20 protein-coding genes and 1 other annotated feature are annotated in these 24461 nt (G+C 47.4%); all 20 genes read right to left on the bottom strand.

Annotation, left to right across the window (positions count from 1 at the left end; genetic code table 11):
- Nucleotides 1–12 precede the first annotated feature (12 nt).
- Nucleotides 13–831, bottom strand: coding sequence for a CheR family methyltransferase (locus AC4OGX_RS15550; RefSeq protein WP_493331523.1), 819 nt, complete (start codon nucleotides 829–831; stop codon nucleotides 13–15).
- Entirely contained in the window at nucleotides 824–1690 is an 867-nt protein-coding gene (locus tag AC4OGX_RS15555; protein ID WP_493331524.1) for a hypothetical protein, read from the bottom strand. Before AC4OGX_RS15555 ends, AC4OGX_RS15550 begins: the two co-directional genes overlap by 8 nt.
- A 274-nt stretch (nucleotides 1691–1964) precedes the next feature.
- The gene (gene rpoC, locus AC4OGX_RS15560) at nucleotides 1965–5591 is read right to left on the bottom strand and encodes a DNA-directed RNA polymerase subunit beta' (RefSeq protein ID WP_493331525.1); all 3627 of its coding nucleotides are present in this window, start codon (nucleotides 5589–5591) and stop codon (nucleotides 1965–1967) included.
- Between the two features lie 14 nt (nucleotides 5592–5605).
- Nucleotides 5606–9463, bottom strand: a complete 3858-nt coding sequence (gene rpoB / locus AC4OGX_RS15565; protein WP_493331526.1) for a DNA-directed RNA polymerase subunit beta — start codon at nucleotides 9461–9463, stop codon at nucleotides 5606–5608.
- A gap of 142 nt (nucleotides 9464–9605) precedes the next feature.
- Nucleotides 9606–10790, bottom strand: a complete 1185-nt coding sequence (locus AC4OGX_RS15570) for a M20 family metallopeptidase (RefSeq protein ID WP_493331527.1) — start codon at nucleotides 10788–10790, stop codon at nucleotides 9606–9608.
- Between the two features lie 204 nt (nucleotides 10791–10994).
- Nucleotides 10995–12491 (bottom strand): L-arabinose isomerase, encoded by a 1497-nt coding sequence (gene araA / locus AC4OGX_RS15575; protein ID WP_493331528.1) that lies wholly within the window; start codon nucleotides 12489–12491, stop codon nucleotides 10995–10997.
- A gap of 112 nt (nucleotides 12492–12603) precedes the next feature.
- Nucleotides 12604–13290 (bottom strand): L-ribulose-5-phosphate 4-epimerase, encoded by a 687-nt coding sequence (locus AC4OGX_RS15580; protein WP_493331529.1) that lies wholly within the window; start codon nucleotides 13288–13290, stop codon nucleotides 12604–12606.
- Nucleotides 13291–13335: 45 nt separating this feature from the next.
- Nucleotides 13336–14940, bottom strand: a complete 1605-nt coding sequence (locus tag AC4OGX_RS15585; RefSeq protein ID WP_493331530.1) for a xylulokinase — start codon at nucleotides 14938–14940, stop codon at nucleotides 13336–13338.
- Between the two features lie 29 nt (nucleotides 14941–14969).
- A complete protein-coding gene (locus AC4OGX_RS15590) occupies nucleotides 14970–16112 on the bottom strand; it encodes a substrate-binding domain-containing protein (protein ID WP_493331531.1) in 1143 nt (380 codons plus the stop codon).
- A gap of 286 nt (nucleotides 16113–16398) precedes the next feature.
- Nucleotides 16399–17823, bottom strand: coding sequence for a pyruvate kinase (pyk, locus tag AC4OGX_RS15595; RefSeq protein ID WP_493331532.1), 1425 nt, complete (start codon nucleotides 17821–17823; stop codon nucleotides 16399–16401).
- Nucleotides 17824–17856: 33 nt separating this feature from the next.
- A complete protein-coding gene (locus AC4OGX_RS15600; protein ID WP_493331543.1) occupies nucleotides 17857–18525 on the bottom strand; it encodes a potassium channel family protein in 669 nt (222 codons plus the stop codon).
- 15 nt (nucleotides 18526–18540) lie between these two features.
- Complete coding sequence (locus tag AC4OGX_RS15605) at nucleotides 18541–19857, bottom strand: TrkH family potassium uptake protein (RefSeq protein ID WP_493331533.1); 1317 nt, start codon at nucleotides 19855–19857, stop codon at nucleotides 18541–18543.
- A 28-nt stretch (nucleotides 19858–19885) separates the two neighbouring features.
- Entirely contained in the window at nucleotides 19886–20326 is a 441-nt protein-coding gene (locus AC4OGX_RS15610; RefSeq protein ID WP_493331534.1) for a hypothetical protein, read from the bottom strand.
- A 227-nt stretch (nucleotides 20327–20553) separates the two neighbouring features.
- Nucleotides 20554–20931, bottom strand: a complete 378-nt coding sequence (gene rplL, locus AC4OGX_RS15615; protein ID WP_493331535.1) for a 50S ribosomal protein L7/L12 — start codon at nucleotides 20929–20931, stop codon at nucleotides 20554–20556.
- Between the two features lie 108 nt (nucleotides 20932–21039).
- A complete protein-coding gene (rplJ, locus tag AC4OGX_RS15620) occupies nucleotides 21040–21603 on the bottom strand; it encodes a 50S ribosomal protein L10 (RefSeq protein WP_216238251.1) in 564 nt (187 codons plus the stop codon).
- Between the two features lie 39 nt (nucleotides 21604–21642).
- Nucleotides 21643–21779, bottom strand: a sequence feature (ribosomal protein L10 leader region).
- A gap of 24 nt (nucleotides 21780–21803) precedes the next feature.
- Entirely contained in the window at nucleotides 21804–22295 is a 492-nt protein-coding gene (locus AC4OGX_RS15625; protein ID WP_493331536.1) for a hypothetical protein, read from the bottom strand.
- A 192-nt stretch (nucleotides 22296–22487) separates the two neighbouring features.
- The gene (gene rplA, locus AC4OGX_RS15630) at nucleotides 22488–23180 is read right to left on the bottom strand and encodes a 50S ribosomal protein L1 (RefSeq protein WP_493331537.1); all 693 of its coding nucleotides are present in this window, start codon (nucleotides 23178–23180) and stop codon (nucleotides 22488–22490) included.
- A 61-nt stretch (nucleotides 23181–23241) separates the two neighbouring features.
- Entirely contained in the window at nucleotides 23242–23667 is a 426-nt protein-coding gene (gene rplK / locus AC4OGX_RS15635) for a 50S ribosomal protein L11 (RefSeq protein WP_493331538.1), read from the bottom strand.
- A 51-nt stretch (nucleotides 23668–23718) separates the two neighbouring features.
- Nucleotides 23719–24237 (bottom strand): transcription termination/antitermination protein NusG, encoded by a 519-nt coding sequence (nusG, locus tag AC4OGX_RS15640; protein WP_493331540.1) that lies wholly within the window; start codon nucleotides 24235–24237, stop codon nucleotides 23719–23721.
- Nucleotides 24238–24262: 25 nt separating this feature from the next.
- A partial coding sequence (gene secE / locus AC4OGX_RS15645; protein WP_493331541.1) for a preprotein translocase subunit SecE occupies nucleotides 24263–24461 on the bottom strand: 199 nt, incomplete at its 5' end.

The raw sequence follows: 24461 nt of genomic DNA on the forward strand, positions 1-24461 counted from the left end.
CCTGACTGCCCGTCATACATTCTCCCGCTTTCTATAAACGGCCTGATTCACCTGTTCCAGATTCGTCTCTTCCCTTGCCAGAAGCTCCGCATGACCGATCAACAGATATCCCCCCGGATTCAAGTTCTCTTCCAGCATTGACACCAGCTGTTTCCTGGAAGACCGGTCAAAATAGATCATTACATTCCTGCAGAATATGATATCGAACTTTCCCGATTCCTTAAATGGCTGCATCAGATTGTGTTTCATGAATCTAATCGGATACTTTAGCTCATCTGCCACACAAAAATTGTTCTTATCTACCTCTCTGCAGTATTTCTGCTGCCAGGCTGCCGGGATATCCTCGATCTCCCGCTTGGGATACACTCCCTTTTGTGCCTTCTCGAGAACCTCCTCAGAAATATCCGTGGCTATGATCCTGCCGTTTAACATCTCCTGCGTTCTCTCCTGGTACTCATTCATACACATCGCCAGGGTATAACATTCTTCCCCCGTAGCACATCCGGCACACCAGATATATAAGGGCCCATACCTTTTTTTCACGAGCAGCTCGGGAAATATCTTCTCCTCCAGCAACGTAAAGTGCGCAGGCTCTCTAAGGAAATATGTATAGTTTGTCGTAAGCCGGTTCACCATGCCTCCGGCGATCTCTCCTGTACTGTCCTTCTTAAGCAGGCGCAGATAATCTCCAAAGTTTGACACCTTGCACCGCTCAAGTTCTTTCGTCATCCTGCACTCGATCAATATCTTTTTATTCTTCAGATTGATCCCGTAATGACTACGGAAATATTCCACCACATCTAAAAATTCCTGTTCTGTCAGCCTAATCACGTTTTCTCACCCAAATCCCACTTCCCATAGATATCACATTTTCCAGATCAACTGTGGAAAATGCTGTTTCTCCAGTAGAATCTCCTGCCAGCCCTGCAAGATTCCCTTCCCGCGTCCGAAATAACACTCCACAGGCATAAACTGTCCGCTGACGCAGCCAGTCTGGCCCTTTTTCCTCTTCTAGCTGATCATAGTACGTGACCAGCTCTCTCTCATAGAAAGATATCCCAAGGATCCGGCTGTCGATCCCGGGTATCTTTAAAATCTCCGGTTTCATGATAACGGCTTCAACTGCCGATTTATCCACATACAATAGCTCCCCGTCCCGTTCCAGGGTGATAAACTGCAGGGCGTCTTCATCCCCCTCATTACCCCGGGCCTTTTCTCCCCGGCAGCTGTGACTGTCTTTTCGTTCTCTGTGTTTCTCCTCCTTGTCACAGTCTTGACGTACCACTTTAAAAAGCTGTGCGGCATCCAAAAGGAACCCTGTATATTCCCGTTCTTCCGTCCGTATCCTGCACACAGCCTTTATGTATCGGTTTTGACAGTTTATCACAGGCTTATCCAGCATAAATTCTTCTGACTCTGCTTCCTTAAGGATCCCTTCGATCTCTTCTGTCAGGATCCCGAAGCTTAAGGCCGTTCCACTTGTGGCATCCTGCCTAAGATGAAGAAGGATCCCATACTGGTACCCGGCATTTCCGCCACTTTGAGCTGTACCGGTAATGTGGGAAAACTCAATGAATTCCTGCTCCGTCTCCAGACTCCCGTCCACGATCTGTTCCACTTCTTCCAGCGGAAGAAGATAGTAAATCCCATCCGACTTAATTGCCAGATAAGACCTGTTCAAACTTACCATTTCTTTGCCCGCCCCCTGCCTCATTTAGCTAGTTTAATCATACTTTATTCTAGTCAGAAACACAAGGAAAGTCCCTGTTTTTCTTAAAAACTTTTTACTTTTCAAGTGTTTCTCCTGTGATTTTATACTTTTTAAGAGGGGGCGTTTATTTGGGAACCGTATATCCCTTAGGGGCACGACAATCCCTGGAGAGCTTCCGAAGATTTTTACATAAAAACAGCAGTACAGCCAGGGACACAAGGTCCCTCAGCCATACTGCTGTCTTACCTATCTCTTATTCTTCTGTAAGCACCAGTTCTTCTTCAAGCTCTGGTTCTTCCTCGAATTCCGGTTCATCCTCAACTGCTAATTCCGTGCTGAGTTTTACATCACGGTACTTTCTCATACCTGTACCAGCCGGAATATGTTTACCGATGATAACGTTTTCTTTCAGACCGATCAGGTGGTCCACCTTACCCTTGATCGCTGCTTCTGTCAGTACCTTGGTCGTCTCCTGGAAGGAAGCTGCTGAGAGGAAGGAATCTGTCGCAAGGGATGCCTTGGTAATACCAAGCATGATCTGCTCGCCTGTTGCAGGCTCTTTTCCTTCTGCTTCTAACTGCTCATTCACTTCATTGAATTCCAGTACATCCGCCATGGTTCCCGGCAGGAATTCAGAATCACCGCGCTCTTCAATGCGGATCTTCTTCAACATCTGGCGTACGATGACCTCGATATGCTTATCGTTGATCTCAACACCCTGCAGACGGTATACACGCTGTACTTCCTGGATCATGTAATCCTGTACGGCACGTAAGCCTTTGATCTTTAAGATATCATGCGGGTTTACACTACCTTCTGTCAGCTCGTCTCCGGCCTCTAATACTGCACCGTCCTGTACCTTGATACGGGAACCGTATGGGATCAGATATGCCTTGGACTCGCCTGTCTCGCTGTTGCTTACGATGATCTCACGCTTCTTCTTTGTGTCGCTGATGGTTGCAGTTCCTGCAAACTCAGTGATGATGGCAAGACCTTTCGGCTTTCTTGCCTCAAAAAGCTCCTCGACACGAGGAAGACCCTGTGTGATATCGTCACCGGCAACACCACCTGTATGGAACGTACGCATGGTCAGCTGGGTACCAGGCTCACCGATGGACTGTGCGGCAATGATTCCGACAGCTTCGCCGACCTGAACAGCTTCACCTGTTGCCATGTTGGCTCCATAACACTTGGAGCATACACCGTTCTTACACTTACATGTAAGGATGGTACGGATCTTCACTTTATCTAATGGATTGCCCTTCTCGTCAACACCCTTTTTCATGACTCTCTCCGCACGTCTCGGAGTGATCATGTGGTTTGCTTTTACAAGGACATTACCGTCTTTATCTTTGATATCCTCGCAGGAGAAACGTCCTGTGATACGCTCCTGTAGGCTCTCGATCTCTTCGTTTCCGTCCATGAATGCTTTGACATACATTCCCGGGATCTCTTTTCCTTCTTCCACACAGTCACTGTCGTGGATGATCAGCTCCTGGGATACGTCAACAAGACGTCTTGTCAGGTATCCTGAATCGGCTGTACGAAGAGCCGTATCAGACAGACCCTTACGAGCTCCATGCGCAGACATGAAGTACTCCAATACGTCCAGACCTTCACGGAAGTTGGACTTGATCGGCAGCTCGATGGTACGTCCTGTTGTATCGGCCATCAAACCACGCATACCTGCCAGCTGCTTGATCTGCTTATCGGAACCACGGGCTCCGGAATCAGCCATCATGAAGATGTTGTTGTATTTATCCAGACCGGACAATAGTGCCTCTGTCAGCTTATCATCGGTTGCCTTCCATGTCTCAACAACCTCTTTGTAACGCTCTTCCTCTGTGATCAGACCACGCTTGTAGTTCTTGGTGATCCTGTCAACAGTATTCTGAGCTTCCTCGATCATCTGCGGCTTCTGCGGCGGCACGGTCATATCGGAAATAGAAACGGTCATGGCTGCTCTCGTAGAGAACTTATAACCGATCGCTTTTACATTATCCAGTACCTCAGCGGTCTGTGTTGCACCGTGAGTATTGATTACTTTTTCCAGGATCTGCTTTAACTGCTTCTTGCCTACGTGGAAATCAATCTCCAGTACCAGGTCATTGTCTCCTGATTCACGGTCTACAAAGCCTAAATCCTGCGGAATGATCTCATTGAACAGAAGTCTTCCCACAGTTGCCTCGATCACACCTGTCTTCTCTGTGCCGTCAGGCATTGTCTTTGTCACGCGGACTTTGATCCTGGAGTGCAGTGTTACATAACCATTCTCATAAGCTAAGATGGCCTCGTTCACGCTCTTGAAGAACATGCCTTCTCCCTTAGCTCCCGGTCTTTCCTGAGTCAGATAATAGATACCAAGTACCATATCCTGTGAAGGAACGGCTACCGGTCCACCATCGGACGGCTTCAACAGGTTGTTTGGTGAGAGCAGTAAGAAACGGCACTCAGCCTGTGCTTCTACAGACAGCGGTACATGGACAGCCATCTGGTCTCCATCGAAATCGGCATTGTAAGCGGTACATACCAATGGATGCAGCTTGATCGCCTTACCCTCTACCAGGATCGGCTCGAATGCCTGGATGCCAAGTCTGTGCAGCGTGGGGGCACGGTTTAACATAACCGGATGCTCTTTGATGACTTCCTCGAGCACATCCCATACCTCAGGCTGTAATCTCTCAACCATCTTCTTGGCATTCTTAATATTGTGTGCAGTACCGTTGGCTACCAGCTCCTTCATAACGAAAGGCTTAAACAGCTCGATCGCCATCTCTTTCGGCAGACCGCACTGGTAGATCTTAAGCTCTGGTCCAACGACGATAACGGAACGTCCTGAGTAGTCAACACGTTTTCCGAGCAGGTTCTGACGGAAACGTCCTGATTTACCTTTCAGCATGTCAGAAAGGGATTTTAACGCTCTGTTTCCAGGTCCTGTTACCGGACGGCCGCGGCGGCCGTTGTCGATCAGGGCATCTACCGCTTCCTGAAGCATACGCTTCTCGTTGCGGACGATGATATCCGGGGCTCCCAGTTCAAGGAGTCTCTTTAAACGGTTATTTCTATTGATAATTCTTCTGTACAAATCATTTAAGTCGGATGTTGCAAAACGTCCGCCATCCAGCTGTACCATAGGACGCAGATCCGGCGGGATCACAGGGATCGCACTTAAGATCATCCACTCCGGCTTATTGCCGGACTCGCGGAATGCCTCTACCACTTCCAGGCGCTTCACGATCCTTGCACGCTTCTGGCCTGTTGCATTGGTAAGTCCGCCCTGCAGCTCTGCATATTCCTTCTCCAGGTCGATAGACTGTAAGAGTTCCTGGATCGCTTCTGCACCCATTCCTACACGGAAGGAGCGGTAGCCCCATTTTTCCTTAGCCTCCTGGTATTCAGCCTCGGACAGCACCTGTTTGTACTGTAAGTCTGTCTCGCCCTTATCGAGTACGATATAAGAAGCGAAGTACAGGACTCTCTCCAGTGTTCTTGGAGAGATGTCCAGGATCAGACCCATACGGCTCGGGATTCCCTTAAAGTACCAGATATGGGAAACCGGTGCTGCCAGCGCGATATGTCCCATACGCTCACGGCGTACAGAGGCCTTTGTGACCTCAACACCACATCTGTCGCAGACAACTCCTTTATAACGGATCTTCTTGTACTTGCCGCAGTGGCATTCCCAGTCCTTGCTTGGTCCGAAAATACGCTCGCAGAAAAGTCCGTCTTTCTCTGGTTTCAGTGTTCTATAGTTAATGGTCTCCGGCTTGGTAACCTCACCTCTTGACCACTCCATGATTTTTTCCGGTGAAGCCAGCCCGATCTTGATCGCATCAAAAGTTAACGGTTGGTATTGTTGTTCATTGTTACTTGTTGGCATATAAATGGCTCCTCCTATTCTTCGTCATCCATAAATTCATCGAATTCAAGTTCTACCTCTTCTTCGAATTCATCTTCTTCAGGTTCCACATCCTCAAGTTCTTCCCCAACAAATTCCTGTTCCGTGAATCCATGCTCCCCGAGAGGCTCATTATCATCACGGTATCTTCTGTCTCCTTCGATAATGGAGTGCAGGTCGGTCTCGCCGTAATCCACAGTTTCCATGATCTCAACTTCTGTATTGTCATCGCGCAGTACGCGTACATCCAGTGCCAGTGACTGAAGCTCTTTCAAAAGTACCTTGAAGGACTCCGGAATACCTGGTTCAGGGATATTCTCACCTTTGATGATCGCTTCGTATGTCTTCACACGTCCGACAACATCATCTGACTTCACAGTCAGGATCTCCTGCAGAGTATAGGATGCACCGTATGCTTCCAGTGCCCAAACCTCCATCTCTCCGAAACGCTGTCCACCAAACTGTGCCTTACCACCTAACGGCTGCTGTGTAACCAGTGAGTAAGGACCTGTTGAACGCGCATGGATCTTATCGTCTACCAGGTGATGCAGCTTCAGGTAGTGCATGTGTCCGATCGTTACCGGGCTGTCGAAGAACTCTCCGGTACGTCCGTCTCTTAAGCGGACCTTACCGTCGCGGGACAGCGGAACTCCCTTCCACAGCTTTCTGTGCTCTCTATTGTCAGACAGATACTGTAATACCTCCGGCAGAAGCTCGTCGCCGTGCTTCTCTGCGAATTCTTCCCATTCCAGGTTGACATAGTCATTTGCCAGATCCAGGGTATCCATGATGTCGATCTCGTTCGCACCGTCAAAGACCGGTGTGGAGATGTTGAAGCCTAATGCTTTTGCAGCAAGACTTAAGTGGATCTCGAGCACCTGTCCGATGTTCATACGGGAAGGCACACCCAGAGGGTTTAAAACGATGTCCAGAGGACGTCCGTTCGGCAGGTACGGCATATCTTCTACAGGAAGCACTCGGGAAACAACACCCTTGTTACCATGACGTCCGGCCATCTTATCACCTACAGAGATCTTTCTCTTCTGAGCGATATAGATACGGACTGCCTGATTCACTCCCGGAGACAGCTCATCACCGTTCTCTCTTGTAAATACCTTCGCATCCACAACAATACCATATTCACCATGAGGTACTTTCAGGGAAGTATCTCTTACTTCACGTGCTTTTTCACCGAAGATCGCACGAAGCAGTCTCTCCTCGGCTGTCAGCTCTGTCTCTCCCTTTGGAGTAACCTTGCCGACCAGGATATCTCCTGCACGGACTTCAGCTCCGATGCGGATGATACCTCTTTCATCCAGGTCTTTGAGCGCATCATCGCCGACACCCGGGATATCTCTTGTGATCTCTTCTGGTCCGAGCTTTGTATCACGTGCTTCTGCCTCATATTCTTCAATATGAACAGAAGTGTATACATCATCCTGTACCAGTCTCTCACTTAACAGTACGGCATCCTCGTAGTTGTAACCTTCCCATGTCATGAAACCGATCAGTGGGTTCTTTCCGAGTGCCATCTCTCCATTGGAGGTAGACGGACCGTCAGCAATTACTTGTCCTTCCTCAACGCGCTCGCCCTTGTCAACGATCGGTCTCTGGTTGTAACAGTTGCTCTGGTTACTTCTTAAGAATTTCGTTAATTTATAAGTCTTCTTCGTTCCGTCATCATGCTTGATCGTGATGTCGGTTGAAGTGGAACGCTCGATCACACCGGCTTTTTCTGCAACGATGCAGACACCGGAGTCTACTGCTGCCTTTACTTCCATACCTGTTCCGACAACCGGTGCTTCGGTAGTCAGAAGCGGCACTGCCTGACGCTGCATGTTAGATCCCATCAGCGCACGGTTCGCATCGTCATTCTCCAGGAAAGGAATCAGGGCTGTAGCCACAGAGAATACCATCTTAGGAGAAACGTCCATATAATCGAACTTGCTTCTCTCATATTCCTGAGTCTCTTCGCGGTAACGACCGGATACATTCTTATGAATGAAGTGTCCTTCCTCATCCAGAGGCTCATTCGCCTGTGCTACATGATAATTATCTTCTTCATCGGCTGTCATATAGACAACTTCTTCTGTAACGATCGGATTCTCCGGATTTGTCTTATCGATCTTACGGTACGGAGCCTCTACAAATCCGTACTGATTAATCCTTGCATAAGTAGCAAGGGAGTTGATCAGACCGATGTTAGGACCTTCAGGGGTCTCGATCGGACACATTCTTCCGTAATGGGAGTAGTGAACGTCCCGGACCTCGAATCCGGCACGGTCTCTTGACAGACCACCAGGTCCCAATGCGGAAAGACGTCTCTTGTGAGTCAGCTCACCAAGCGGGTTGTTCTGATCCATGAACTGTGACAGCTGGGAAGAACCGAAGAACTCCTTGACTGCTGCTGTTACCGGCTTGATGTTGATCAGTGACTGCGGTGAAATGCCTTCCTGATCCTGTGTTGTCATTCTCTCGCGGACAACTCTTTCCAATCTGGACAGACCGATTCTGTACTGGTTCTGGAGAAGCTCTCCGACCGCACGGATACGTCTGTTGCCCAAATGGTCAATGTCATCATCATTGCCCATCCCATATTCCAGATGAATGTTATAGTTAATGGAAGCCAAAATATCTTCCTTTGTAATATGCTTCGGTATCAGATCATGGATATCTCTGCGGATCATGGACTTCAATTCCTCGATATCCCCTGCTGACTCTTCTAAAAGTCCGGCAAGTACAGGGTAGTATACCTGCTCTGTCACTCCGACTTCCTTCGGATCGATATCTACAACTGCCTGCAGATCAACCATCATATTGGACAGGATCTTGATGTTGCGTGACTCATCCTCGCCCTCTACCCACAGATATGGTACGGCTGAGTTCTGGATCGCATCTGCAAGCTCTCTGGTGATCGTCGTTCCTTTTTCTGCAAGGATTTCCCCTGTCAGAGGGCTGACGATATCCTCTGCGACTCTCTGTCCCTTGATACGGTTCTTTAAAGCCAGCTTCTTGTTGAACTTATAACGTCCAACCTTCGCCAGGTCATAACGTCTCGGGTCGAAGAACATACTTGTGATCAGGCTTTCTGCGCTGTCCACTGCAAGTGGTTCGCCCGGTCGTATCTTCTTATATAACTCTAAAAGACCTTCCTGGTAATTCTCTGCTGTATCTTTGCCAAAGCTTGCAAGGATCTTAGGCTCTTCACCAAAGAGGTCGATGATTTCTGCATTCGTTCCGATACCAAGTGCACGGATCAGTACTGTGATCGGTACCTTTCTCGTTCTATCTACACGTACATAAAAAACGTCATTGGAGTCTGTTTCATATTCCAGCCAAGCACCACGGTTCGGAATGACTGTCGCTGAGTAAAGTTCTTTTCCTAATTTATCATGGGCAATTCCATAATAAATACCAGGGGAACGAACCAGCTGGCTGACGATGACACGCTCAGCACCGTTGATTACAAAGGTACCGGTCTTTGTCATGATCGGAAGATCTCCCATAAATATTTCATGTTCGTTGATCTCATCGTTGTCTTTGTTGTAAAGTCTGACCCTTACTTTCAAAGGCGCAGCGTATGTTGCATCACGCTCTTTACACTCTTCGATGGTATACTTTACATCATCCTCGCAAAGTGTAAAATCTACAAACTCCAGACTTAAGTGGCCACTGAAGTCAGTGATCGGGGAAATATCGTCAAATACCTCTTTCAGTCCTTCATCCAGAAACCACTGGTATGAGTCTTTCTGGACTTCGATAAGATTCGGCATCTCTAATACTTCTTTTTGTCTGGAATAGCTCATGCGTGAACTTTTTCCGTTTGTGATGGGACGAATTCTGTTTTTCTCCATTGACGTTTCACTCCTCATATATTTTTTGGCGGGCTACGAGTCGCCCTTCGTTAATTCCAGTAAAATCGGGAAAGAGCCCTGTGACAGCAAAAAAGCTCACTGTTATGGCATACCTTTCCACAATAGCGCATTTTTTACTATATCACAAAGCTCTTGGGCCTGTCAACATATTTCTTACTAATTTCCGAAAAACCTCTTGACATCTGTCGATTTCTGTGGTAATAACGAATTCATTCGGTTTATGGGCCTGCTTTAAACTGCCTGGTCCATAGGACATACAGTTCGGATTTCCAAGTTTTCCTGCAATCACGGCAGTGTCTGTGTAGCCCGGGAATGCTGTGATCTGCGGAGCATTTTTTGTCGTCTCTTCCACTGCCTTTCTCAATTGTTTAAGCAGCAGCGAGTCAGCATGTGTCTCCACACTGGGACGATCACCTGTGATCCGGTAACTTCCATGGATTCCCGGCACCTGTTCCTCTCCGTATCGGATCGCCGCCTTCACCATCTCTTCTGCTTTTGCCGTGTTCATCGGCGGGACCAGACGCATATCTATCGTAGCCTTCCCATGATCCGGCACGACGTAGGGGCTGTACCCTCCCCCGATCTGGCCGAAGGTCACGGTGGAGCGCCCCAGCTCTTCATGCACGGGACACTGATTCATTTCTCTTCTTATATAAGTAAGCATGAATGCAAGACCGGCGATGGCATCTGCTCCCTTCTCGGGCATACTTGCATGTGCCGTCACCCCCTGAACATCAATCTCAAACCAGGTGCGTCCTTTGTGGGACATCTGGATCTGCCCGTCTGTCGGCTCCATGTCAAGGATCCAGTCATCCGCCGTCACCCACTGGTCGGCGATCGCTTTCTCTACGCCTTTCATATCCCCTTCCTCATCTACCGTTCCGATAAAGACTAAAGGATGTGCTAACTTAAGCTCTCCTGCCCGGACTTTTGCAGCCGTTTCTGCAAAAACGCTTAGTGCACTGGCAAGGCCGGACTTCATGTCACAGGCGCCCCTTCCGTAGAGTCTGCCGTCTTGGACCTCGCCGGAAAATGCATCCTGATCCCAGCCGGCCCCCACAACAACGGTATCCATGTGGCAGATGAAGTGAAGGGCCGGGTGCGCTTCCGGCACTGCCCCCAAACCACCTATCACAGCACGGATATTACTGCGTCCGGTTTCCACTTCTGAACGCTCCGGTTTCACACCCGCTTCTTCTAAATAATGAAAGATGAAATCTCCGATGGCCTTCTCATAGGTCCCCGGATTCGTGCTTTCGATCTGCACCAGCTGTTTCGTCAATTCTACTGCATCCAAAACTGCCATATCCATTGCTCCCCTCTAAAATAATCTCTTTACTTCGGCACTTTTCCTATCAGTACTTCCTTTTGGCACGCACTTTATCATACTTTTTAAGTATAGCAGAAACAGAAATCGATTGCTATAGAATTAAATACAAAGAACAAACTGCTGCGTGGCCTGTAACATAAGGCTCGCAGCAGTTGTTTATGGTATACGCTATGAATGATTTTACTTTCTATATGCTAATGAGTTCCAGAGCAGTTCATTTTTAAACTGGCGGATGGTCGTGTCTTTATCAATATAAACGGCCTCGATTCCCATGGCTGCTGCCCAGTCTCCCATCTGCTCTGCAGTCAGGTCATAGGAGAATGCGGTATGATGTGCGCCTCCTGCCAGGATCCATGCTTCTGCACCTGTTTTAAGGTTTGGCTGCGGTGTCCAGAATGCGGTTGCAACCGGAAGCTTCGGCATCGGTTTTTCTGTCTTCTTGCAGTCTACATCGTTGATGATCAGGCGGAAGCGGTCTCCTAAGTCGATCAGGGATGTAGCGATCGCCGGCCCCTCTTTTGCAGTAAATACAAGACGTGCAGGATCTTCTCTGTCTCCCATGCTCAGCGGCTGCTCTTTGATGCTGATCGGGCCGTCTGCGATGGACGGGCATACTTCCAGCATATGAGCCTGCAGGATTCCTTCTTTGCCCGGAACCAGATTGTATGTATAGTCTTCCATAAAGGAGGTTCCCTTAGCATCCTTCATGCCCTCCGTCATGATCTTCATGACGCGGACCATGGCTGCTGTTTTCCAGTCACCCTCTCCGCCGAAACCATAGCCTTTTTCCATCAATCTCTGGATTGCCAGACCCGGAAGCTGTTTTAAGCTGCCGAGATCACCAAAATGTGTAACGATGGCCTGATAGTTTTTCTCTGTCAGAAATCTCTCAAAACCGATCTCGATCCCTGCCTGCACAGCCACATGCTCTCTGAATTCTTTTTCATCTCTTCCTTCCAGAAGGATTTCGTATTTATCATAGTATTCCTCTACAAGGGCATCGATGTCTCCCCGGGAAACCTGTGCCACTGCGTCCGCGATCTCATTGACCGGATATGCATCTACCTCCCAGCCAAACTTGATCTGAGCCTCTACCTTGTCACCCTCTGTAACGGCAACATTTCTCATATTATCGGCGATACGCATTACACGGATATGGCTGCTCTCGATCACACCGACAGCCGTGCGCATCCAGGAACCGATCTTAGCCTGAACCTCAGGATCGCCCCAGAAGCCGACAACCACCTTTCTCTCCATTCCAAGACGGCTGAAGATGTGGCCATACTCTCTGTCACCATGTGCGGACTGATTCTCGTTCATGAAGTCCATGTCGATCGTGTCGTATGGGATCTCCTGATTAAACTGGGTATGCAGGTGGAGTAACGGCTTTCTGTACTCCTGCAGGCCAAGGATCCATGACTTCGCCGGTGAAAAAGTGTGCATCCAGGTGATCACGCCTGCACATGTCTCATCGGTATTCGCTTCGTTAAAGGTTTTTCTGATCAGTTCATTTGTGATCAGCGTCGGTTTCCATACCACCTCGTATGGAAGTTCTCCCGAAGCGTTCAGCGCCTCAACGATCTTCCGGGAATGCTCCGCTACATGTGCGAGACATTCATCCCCATATAGATCCTGTGAACCTGTGCAAAACCAAAATTTGTACTGTTTCTGCTGCATTTTAAAATCCTCCTTTATTTACTGAATATTCAGTCTTTGGAGAGCAAAGGGTCCTGACCCCTCTACAGAGGGGTCAGGCCCCTTTGCTCTCCGTTTTCAGAATTGTTTACATTTATTGTCCGTAGTAAGCATTTGCCCCATGTTTTCTATAGTAATGTTTATCCTGCAGTTCCTGTGGAGCTGGCTGTACCTGCGGATTGATCATCTCAGTGCGGGCAGCCATTTTAGCCACTTCTTCCAATACTACCGCGTTGTGCACCGCTTCATTTGCATCCTTTCCCCAGGTGAACGGCCCATGGTTCTTACAAAGGACTGCTGGCACTGCGATATAGTCTTTGTCTTTAAAATAGTCTACAATTAAAACTCCTGTGTTTTTTTCGTAAGCTTCATCAATTTCTTCTTTTGTCAGATTTCTCACACATGGGATCTCCCCGTACATATAGTCTGCCTGTGTGGTCCCATAACACGGAATTCCTCTTCCTGCCTGCGCCCAGCTTGTCGCCCATGCAGAATGGGTATGTACGATCCCTCCGATTTCAGGGAAGGCTTTGTAAAGCTCTACATGTGTTGCCGTATCGGAAGAAGGATTGTATTTCCCTTCCACCTTATTCCCCTCTAAATCTACAACTACCATGTCCTCCGGCGTCAGCTTGTCATAGTCTACACCGCTCGGCTTGATGACGAAAAGCTTAGATTCTTTGTCAAAGCCGCTGACATTTCCCCATGTGAATGTAACTAATCCATATTTGGGAAGCAGCATATTCGCCTCATATACTTCCTGTTTCAGTTTCTCTAACATTTTTGTTTCCTCCTGTTTATATTTTTAAGCTTTCGGGATTTCTGTCTATTTCAGATTCATCACTGCAGAACGTTCAATATCCAGACCTTTTTTATATCTCTCTGTGAAGAGTTCAAAGCCTTCCACATCCTTTGCATCCGGCTCCATCTTAGTCCCTTCATTTCCGGCAAATACTTTCTCGCAGAGATAATGATCCAGGGTCTCTCCCTCCTCTTTTCCTGCCATATATGCGGCCAGCAGAGCAATTCCCCATGCGCCGCCTTCTCCGGCCGTCTCCATAACAGATACCGGGGCATTCATAGCCGCTGCCATGATCCGCTGTCCAACCCCTTTGGTCTTAAACAGACCGCCGTGTCCTAAAATTTTGTCGATCTTTATATTTTCTTCCTTTGTAAGAATGTCCATTCCCACTTTCAGCGCGCCAAGTGCCGCAAATAAATGTACTCTCATGAAGTTTGCCAGGTTAAACCTGCTGTCCGGCGTACGGACAAACAGAGGACGTCCCTCATCCAGCTCGATGATATTTTCACCGGAATAATATCCATAGGATAACAAACCGCCGCACTCGGCATCGCCCTCGAGGGCCTTATTATAGAGAACCGAGAACAACCTGTTCATATCCACTTCCATCCCGAAGGACTCTGCAAATTCTCTAAACAAGCCCACCCAGGCATTCAGATCTGAGGTGCAGTTATTTGCATGGGACATTGCAACCAGGTCGCCGGATGGTGTGGTCACCATATCAATTTCTGTATATACCTTGGAAAGCTCCTTCTCCAATACGATCATGGCAAATACCGAAGTACCTGCGGAAACATTTCCCGTGCGGACCGCCACACTGTTGGTTGCTGCCATACCCGTTCCTGCGTCGCCTTCCGGAGCGCATACCGGGATCCCTGCCTCCAGTTCACCGCTTGGATCAAGAAGTCTTGCCCCTTCCTCCGTCAGACAGCCTGCGTCATCACCTGCCACCAGCACCTTAGGAAGCAGATCCTTCACCTTCCACGGATATCCCTTGTCTGCCACAAGCTCATCAAACTGCTCCAGCATTCCTGCCTGGAAATCCTTTTTCTGTGTATCGATCGGGAACATCCCTGCGGCATCACCGATTCCAAGAACCTTCTTGCCTGTCAGACGCCAGTGAATATATCCAGATAACGTGGTAAAGAAATCCAGATCCTTCACATGCTCTTCTCCGTTCAGGATCGCCTGATACAAATGTGCAATGCTCCAGCGCTGCGGGATGTTATATTGGAACAGCTCCGTCAGCTTTGCTGCCGCCTCACCTGTGATCGTATTTCTCCATGTCCGAAATGGGACAAGCAGATTCGCTTCTTTATCAAATGCCAGGTATCCGTGCATCATCGCACTGAATCCCATAGATCTCGTACGCTTTAATGTGACCCCGTATTTCTCTTTCACATCCTCTGCCATCTTGCGGTAGCAGTCCTTAAGGCCTTCCCATATATCCTCCAGACTATAGGTCCAGATACCATTGTCATAACGGTTCTCCCAGTCATGGCTTCCGGATGCAATCGGTGTAAAATCCGTTCCGATCAGAACTGCCTTGATTCTTGTGGAACCAAACTCAATTCCCAGGGTTGTCTGCCCCTCAACAATCTCATTTTTTACGTTTCCTAAGTCACTCATGTGTTTCCCTCCTGTTTGAATTTGATTTATCATTTAATTTTTCTATCCACTTTACTGACGGTTGGTACTCCCAGTTCCTCCGGCTCCGTGAGTATGCGGACTGATTTTCTGATCACCAGCTTGGGTTTCAGTTCCACGCTCTCTTCTTTTTTAATCCCCTCCAGCATCTCCAGAAGCTTTGCTGCAGCAGTCCCAGCCAGCTCCTTTACGGGATTCTGCGCCGAAGTGAGCGGAATCTCGCACCTGCCTGCTAAGTCCGAGTTATCGATCCCCACAATAGACATATCCTCCGGGATCCTAATCCCTGCCTCTTTACAGATACCAACCAGATGATTCGCCACCTCATCGTTGTAGCAGACACAGGCCGTGCATCCGGCGATCCGCCTCAGATAACGGGCTGCATCCACCTTCATTTCTTTCAGCTCACATGTATCGATCCATGCGATCCTCTCACTTTTCACTTTCATCTCCCAAGCCATCAGAGCATCCATATATCCGGCATACCGTTTATGCCCCTGCCCGTCATCAGATTTAAAGATACCGGCTATCCTGCGATGTCCACATTGCAGCAAATGTTCCGTCGCCATTCTCCCCGCCAGATAATCATCCATGCTTACATGGACTGATTCCAGTCCGGGATAAAAACTATTCAGGAAAAGTACCGGAATCTTCTTTTGAAGTTCTCTGTAAAGATCCAGATTGGGATTCGGAAGCCCGCTCTGGGTAGGCTCTGCGATAATTCCGTCCACGGTCCCATCTTTCAAAAACCGCTTTAAGATCATCCGCTCCTTTTCCACCAGATTATATGTAAATGCGATCTGCAGAGCATATCCCTCCCGAGACAGCCTGCCCTCCATCTCCTTGAGCATTCCCGGAAAAATATATTCATCAACATAGCTGGTCATCACTGCGATCCGCATCGTCCTTCCGGACTGGGCGCCCCCGCCGGGTTCCTTCCCATTGACATAAGTTCCGCTCCCGCGTATGCGCCTGACGATCCCCTTATTTTCTAATACCGAAACCGCATGGCGTGCTGTCTGACGGCTCACCTGGAACATAGAACTCAGCTCATGCTCGGAATAAATCCTGCTTCCCGGTCTCAGCTTTCCCTTCTTTACTTCCGCGATGATACAATCTGCTATTTCTTCATATTTCGCTTTTTCTTCTGCCATAGAAACACTCCTTTGGCAAGAGCCTCCTCCTGCTTCTGCGTCTTTTCAACAGGGTAATGATTACGGATTCTTTTACAGATCATGTATCTCTTGTCCTGCTCTTACTGTACAATACAATTTCATGAAATTCAAGTTGGAGTCTTCCACAAATGTATGTACAACTTAGTTTTTATTTTTTGTAATTGGTAAACAAATGGGCCGTAGTTGTATATATACAACTATAAAAAGCGGCAGTTCCAGGACACAATCGCCTGAGAACTACCACTTTCATTTTTCTTATAGACACCTAATATTCACCCACCAGCGTCGTCTTAAGCAGGTTTGTATTTCCCGATTTCCCCAAAGGAACACCTGCCGTGAGGACAACAATATCCCCCTCTCTCACAAATCCTTCTTTCTCCGCGGCCTCCGTCGCATGTAAAAGAAGGATTTCCATACTGTACTCCTCCCGGATGATGACCGGCCGGACTCCCCATGACAGATTCAGCTTCCTGAAGGTATGCTCGTCAGGCGTACATCCCACGATCATACAGCCCGGACGGTATTTGGAGATCATCCGCGCAGTATGCCCGGAACGGCTCACCGTTATGATCGCCTTTGCCGAAAGATCGATTGCCGTCATACAGGTGGCATGAGAGATGGCAGTCGTCATATCCGTCCTGCGTTCTTTACTGCGGATGCTGAACAATCTGTCATAGTCGATATCACTCTCTGTGCGGACAGCGATCTTTACCATGGTCCGAAGAGACTCCACCGGATATCTGCCTGCCGCGGTCTCCCCGGAAAGCATGATCGCACTGGTTCCCTGGTAGATCGCATTTGCCACATCCGTTGTCTCGGCTCTTGTGGGACGCGGATTTTTCATCATGGAATCCAGCATCTGTGTGGCAGTGATCACCTGCTTTCCAGAATTATACACCTTTCCAATGATAGATTTCTGAATGATGGGCACATCCTCCAGCGGCACCTCCACTCCCATATCGCCTCTTGCGATCATGATGCCGTCCGCCGCTTCTATGATACTGTCGATATTGTCCACACCCTGCTGATTCTCGATCTTCGCGATAATATTGATGTCTCCGCCTCCGTTTTCATCCAGAATCTTTCGGATTTCCAACACATCTTTGGCACTTCTGGTGAAGGAAGCCGCAATAAAATCAAATCCCTCCCGGATCCCAAACAGAATATCCTCCCTGTCCTTCCTGCTGATAAACGGCATATTCACCTCAACCCCCGGCAGATTGACACCTTTATGATCCGATATCACACCGCCGTTGATCACCTTGCAGTGGACCGCCTCTCCCTCGATCCGCTCCACGATCAAGCCCACCAGCCCATCGTCAAGCAGAATACTGTCTCCCGGCTTCACATCCCGGCAGAGCTCTTTATAGGTAACGGATACCCCTTCTTTTGTCCCTTCTATCTTCTGTGCCGTCAGATAAAAATCCTGCCCCTCTTTCAACTCGACCCTTCCCTCACGGAACGAACACAGCCTGATCTCCGGCCCCTTCGTATCAAGAAGCGCCGCGATCGGTCTGCCCAGCCGTTCCCTGATTTCCTTCAAATGCTCCAAGCGCAGCTTCTGTTCCTCATGTGTCCCATGGGAAAAATTAAAACGGGCCACATCCATTCCCTCTTCTACAAGCTGCTCCAATACCCCTTCCGCGTCTGTTGCCGGCCCCAATGTACAGATGATCTTCGTTCTTCTCATAGCGTCTCCTTCCTGCTCCCTCCAACGGCTGTCCTAAGCCAGGAGGATCCCTTCAAACCTGCTAACACTTTCTGACTTCCCGATCACAACGAGAACGTCACCTCTGACAAATACATAATCCGGTTCGATCTGCGTTTCCGTAGTCCCCCCATGTTCAATAGCAATGATATTCAGGCCAAATTTCTGGCGCAGCCGGATTTCCTCCACACTTTTCCCAGCCATTTTATTTGGAATCATCACCTCTGAGATCTCCACATCATTATCCAAGGAAATAGAATCCATCACACTGCTGACTAGCATCTTCTTGGCCAGTCTAAGCGCCATGTCCCGCTCCGGGTATACCACCTCGGCCCCGATTTTTTCCAGGACCTCTCCCTGGTCTTTACTGATGGCCTTCGCGATGACCCGCTTTACGCCCAGGTTCACTACATTTAAAGTAACCAGAATACTGGTGTCTATCTTTTCACCAATGCATACCACCACCGTATCACAGTTCTGGATCCCGATCTCTTCCAGCACTTCCTTAGTCAGTTCCTCCGCAACATAGGCAAAATCCGTGTAACTGCGCAGCTCCTTGACCTTGCTTTCACAGCGGTCCACAACGATGACCTCACGCCCCGCTTCTGCCAGTTTTTTTGCCAAAGCTGTTCCAAATCTTCCTAATCCAATCACACCATAGCTCTCTGATAATTCTTCTTTCAACATCATAACCATCTCCTACCCAATTGTAATATTTTCCTCTGTAAACACTGCGCTCGCAGGCTGTTTAAAGCTCCACATCGTAATGATCGTCAGTGTTCCAAGACGGCCGATAAACATAGTCAGGATGATCACAAGCTTTCCTGCCACACTTAGACCGGGCGTAATCCCTGTCGACAGGCCCACCGTTCCAAATGCCGACGTACATTCAAAAAGCAGCTGCATAAAGGAGTGATCCGGTTCCAATATACACATCACCAGCGTGGAAGCACACACCACCAGCAGCGATAGAAATGAAATCATAAATGCCTTTGATACCACTTTGTCCGGGATCTTTCGCCTGAAAGCACTGCAATGCTGGTTTGTGGCTGTACTTTTTACCACATTAATGAGCACAAACATGGTACTCGTCTTAATGCCGCCGCCAGTAGATCCCGGAGATGCTCCTATAAACATCAGGATCGTCAGTACAAAAAGCCCTGCCGATGTAAACTTCCCGATCGGATAGGTGGAAAAACCTGCCGTTCTGGCTGAAACACTTTGGAAAAGCGCTCCCAGCCAGGTAATGTGCTCCGTACACTTCAAAAGCACTGTACCCGCTATGATTAATACGGCACTCGTCAGGAGGACTGCCTTTGAATGAAGGCAGAGCTTTTTAAAAGACCGCGTTTTCAGAATATCCAGGATGACCAGGAATCCGAGGCCGCCGAATATGATCAGCCCGCAGGTGGTAAGATTCAAAAGTACGTTATCCTGATACGGGATCAGATTGGTCAGCCCGCCCAGGATATCAAACCCGGAATTATTAAACGCAGCTATTGAATGGAAGACACTGATGCCCAGCGCATCCAGCGGGGAATATTTTTGTATAAATACAAGAAAGCTTAAAGCCGCACCTGCTGTTTCAAAGCACAATGTCATCCACAGTACATATCGGACCAGAAGCACCATCCCTTTAATGCCGCTTACATTCATGGCCTCCTTCACCAGAAGACGCTCTTTAAGTCCAACCCGTTTCCCGGCTGCCAGAATGATCCCTACACCGACAGATGTCACTCCCAAACCGCCGATCTGGATCAGCATGGCAACAACACCCCTCCCAAACACAGTAAAATGTTCTGCAGTATCGATCGCGATCAGCCCCGTTACACAGACGGCACTGGTCGAAGTAAACAAGGCATTGATCCAGCTCACTTCTGCCCCTTCCCGGATGGATACAGGAAGTTTGAGCAGCACCGTCCCCAGAAGGATCACGAAAGCAAATCCCAGAGTGATCAATCTTGCCGGAGGCTGTTTCTTAAAAAAATCCCTACCCGACTCTAATATAATATTCATAAAACAAAGCACTCCTCTCCCAGCTGATCTATACTATGCTAAGAAGTGCCTGCCTTTTCTTCCCATCCTGCCAATGCAGAAAACCACATATCACTCTTTTCAGATATGCATCCACAATCAGCGCAAAATGAAATATTAAAAATATGACACATGGAATAACGGCTATCTTGAACAAAACAGCCATAACAGATTCGACACAGTCTCTATTCTCATAAATCCGAAGGCTCATACTGTGTCTTAAAAACGAAGATATAGAAGAAGCATGAAGGTCCTGCTCCGAGATTGCAGCATCCGTAATCTGATCATCTGTGCTCAATGTACAAAGGCCCTCTGACTGTATCCAGACACCGAACGGATATGCCTGAGCCTGAAATTCACCCCGGCGCTGTGCCGCCATAAAAATCCCTGCAAACAGAAGAGATAAAACTAACAAACCGACCGCTTTTGCCATCCGATTATCTGTCTTCATCTTACTACCTCCTGCCTTGGCACTGATGCTCAACGTCTGTCCCGCACTGCTCCATCATTATTGTTATATGCATTATAGGGCCGTTGGTGAGGGCTGTCAATCAAACTGCCAAAATCTAAACAAAACCTTAACCTGGCCCGAAAGACTCCCGCTGTGAAAATGCACAAAAAAAGTACTGCCGCATAAACGACAGTACCTTATTTGCGCTTTCTTCAAAAGTGCCTGAATTATTTCAGGTTAACTTCTGCTCCCTGCTCTTCCAGTTTAGCTTTCAGTTCTTCAGCTTCTGCCTTAGAAACAGCTTCCTTGATTACCTTAGGAGCTCCGTCAACTAATTCTTTAGCTTCTTTTAATCCAAGTCCTGTTACTTCACGAACAACTTTGATTACTTTAACCTTAGAAGCACCAGCAGATACTAATTCTACGTCGAACTCGTCTTTCTCTTCTGCTGCGCCTGCTCCGTCTCCAGCTGCTGCTGCAACTACAACACCTGCTGCTGCGGATACACCAAATTCTTCTTCACAAGCTTTTACTAATTCATTTAATTCTAATACTGATAACTCTTTGATCGCTTCGATCATTTCAGCTGTTGTCAATTTAGCCATTTTAATATCCTCCATTTTAGATTATTTGTGGATTCTCTGATCCTTTTATTTTAGTTTCATAAAACCGGGGTCCAAAGGGGCCTGCCCTTTAGTACCATACACCTAAGCTTACTCAGCCGGTGTCTCTGCTGCTTCTGCTGCCGGAGCCTCTGCTACAGCTTCTTCTGCTGCTTCTACAGGAGCTGCCTCGCCGTCTTTCTCAGCAATCTGCTTGATAACACGAGCAAAATTGGTGATAGGTGACTGCATACTTCCAAGCAATCTGGAAAGTAATTCTTCTCTTGAAGGGATCTGGGACAGTTCTGTCAATCCAGCTACGTCATAGACATTACCTTCAACTACACCGCCTTTTAATTCAAGCTTGTCTGCTGTTTTAGCGAACTTACAGATGATTCTTGCCGGTGCTGTTGCGTCATCCTTAGAAATAGCGATAGCGCTTGGTCCTTCTAAGCAATCCTGAAGTCCTTCGAATTCAGTTCCTTCAAAGGCTCTTTTCATCATAGTGTTCTTGTAAACTTTGTAAATCACACCTGCTTCTCTGAGCTGCTTACGAAGTTCAGTATCCTGAGCTACTGTTAATCCACGGTAGTCAACAAGAACGACTGACTGAGCGTCTTTGATCTCTTCTGAAATTGCCTCAACGATTGGTTGTTTTAATTCAACTTTTGCCACGTTCTGGTACACCTCCTTATTTTATTTGTGCGTGTACTGCCAAAACTAAAAAAACTTCCGCATCCGAAAACGCGAAAGTTCACAAATTCATATTAAGAATTCTGATCTTCCTCGGCAGGCGTTCTTACCTTATGCCTTACGGCACCTGCTGTCTTCGGCAGTCAATTGCTTTAATATAATAGCATTGTTTTTTCTGGATGTCAACATATTTTTGCATTTTGTTTCTTAATCTGCGCTATTTCCATTTCCATTGTATCCATCCGCTTTATGAGAACTCCGAGTGTACTGTCTTCTAACTTACGGATTCGATAGTAAGATTCAATCTCATCCAGCTTTTTCTTAACCTCCACAGTACCCTTGCTCGCCAGCTTATAATACCTCTCCATTTCATCAAAAAGAAGACCATTATTCTCTTCGATCATATTCTGTACTCGCGTAAAGATTACCTCATTGTTCTTCGCTATTGAATCGTCGATACGCGTAAAGATTACCTCGTTGTTCTTCGCTATTGAGTCATCGATACGTGCAAAGATCACCTCGTTGTTCTTCGCTATTGAGTCGTCGATACGTGCAAAGATTACCTCGTTGTTCTTCGCTATTGAATCGTCAATTGCTCCGGTCATAATTTCTTTTATGGCCTTTAAATCACTTACTTCTAACATCTCTTTCACCTGCTGCTCCGAAACGTTCAACCAAACAAATTTTCTACCATTCCCTTGTTGTAAGAATAGCATCTTTATCTCATATAATCAAGCTGGTAGAAACAGACTTTTTACTCTTACACACAATGTTCACAAATTTGTATACAAAAAACCCGCCACGCTCCTTTCGGATACGCAACGGGTTCTCTATTTATCTTACTATTTCATCAAATCCTTATTCAACTAAGCAAGCTTCATTGGGTTGATCTTTACACCAGGTCCCATTGTAGATGTCAGTGTAACACTTCTTAAGTACTGACCTTTTACAGCTGCCGGTTTTGCTTTGATGATTGCATCAATAAGCGTCTGGAAGTTGTCCGCTAACTGTTCTTCGGTAAAAGATGCTTTACCGATCGGCACATGGATAATGTTTGTCTTGTCCAATCTGTACTCAATCTTACCAGCTTTGATGTCGTTGATTGCCTTTGTTACGTCCATTGTAACTGTACCTGCCTTCGGGTTTGGCATAAGACCTTTTGGTCCAAGTACACGTCCAAGACGTCCAACAACGCCCATCATGTCAGGTGTAGCAACAACAACGTCGAATTCGAACCATCCTTCATTCTGGATCTTCGGGATCAGTTCATCTCCTCCTACATAATCTGCTCCTGCTGCCTTAGCTTCTTCTGCTTTAGCATCTTTTGCAAATACAAGGATACGAACCTTCTTACCTGTTCCATGAGGCAGTACAACTGCGCCACGGATCTGCTGGTCTGCATGACGTCCGTCACAACCTGTTCTGATGTGAGCTTCGATTGTTTCGTCAAATTTAGCTACTGCTGCTTTTTTAACTAATGCTACTGCGTCCTCTTTCTCGTAAAGGTTACCCCTCTCGATCAATTTTGCAGCTTCGATATATTTTTTTCCTCGTTTCATTTCAAATAACCTCCTTGTGGTATTGTCGGGATCGAGCCCCTCCCACTTATTTCAACTTCGTTTAGTCTTCAACAACAACGCCCATAGAACGGCAGGTACCCTCAACCATGCTCATAGCTGCTTCAAGTGTTGCAGCATTTAAGTCTGGCAGCTTTGTCTTAGCGATCTCTTCTACCTGAGCCTTTGTGATCTTAGCAACTTTGTTCTTGTTCGGAACGCCTGAACCTGACTTGATGTTACATGCTTTCTTGATCAGAACTGCTGCCGGTGGTGTCTTTGTTACGAAGCTGAAGCTTCTGTCATTGTATACTGTGATAACAACAGGAATGATCAGGTCTCCCTGGTCAGCTGTTCTTGCGTTGAACTGCTTTGTAAATTCAACGATATTAACACCGTGCTGTCCAAGTGCAGGACCTACCGGTGGTGCTGGTGTAGCTTTACCAGCTGGAATCTGTAATTTGATATAACCTTCTACTTTTTTTGCCATTTTAATTACCTCCTTGTGGTATTGGCGGGACATGAATCCCTCCCACGGTTTTTAATCCATCTTTCTTACTTCTGCGAAACTAAGCTCTACCGGCGTCTCCCGCCCGAAAAGCTCTACATTGATAGACAGGCTCTGCTTCTGCTCATTCAATGACTGGATGACGCCAACAGTACCTTCCCATGCTCCGCTTAACACGGTCACGGTATCACCAACCTCAAAGTCCACTACGACATTCTCCTGCTTGATTCCGAGTCTGTCCATCTCTTCTTCCTCAAGCGGTACCGGTTTAGATCCAGGACCAACAAATCCTGTCACACCTCTGGTATTACGGACTACATACCAAGTATCATCATTCATAAACATATGAATCATGACATATCCCGGGAACATCTTTTTCTGACTTGCTTTCTGGACACCATTCTTTAACTCAATCACTTCCTGCATCGGAACTCTGACTTCAAGGATCTGGTCTTCCAGGTGGCGGTTCTCAATTGCCTTATCAATATTAGCTTTGACTTTGTTTTCATACCCGGAATAGGTATGAACTACATACCATTTTGCCTCTGACATAAAATCACCTTTCTGCTACGGCTAACTATTTAACCAATAAATCAATTCCATACTTCAAGATGGCATCGATCAAAGTGATCAGTGCTCCTAATAATACAGAAACTGAAACGACTGCCGTGGTCTGTTTTACAAGTGTTTTCTTGTCTGGCCAAATGACTTTCTTAAACTCTGCCTGAAGCCCTTTGAACCAGCTCTTCTTCTGAGTTTTGGCTGTTTTCTCACCC

It is taken from the genome of Faecalicatena sp. (genome assembly GCF_058819085.1).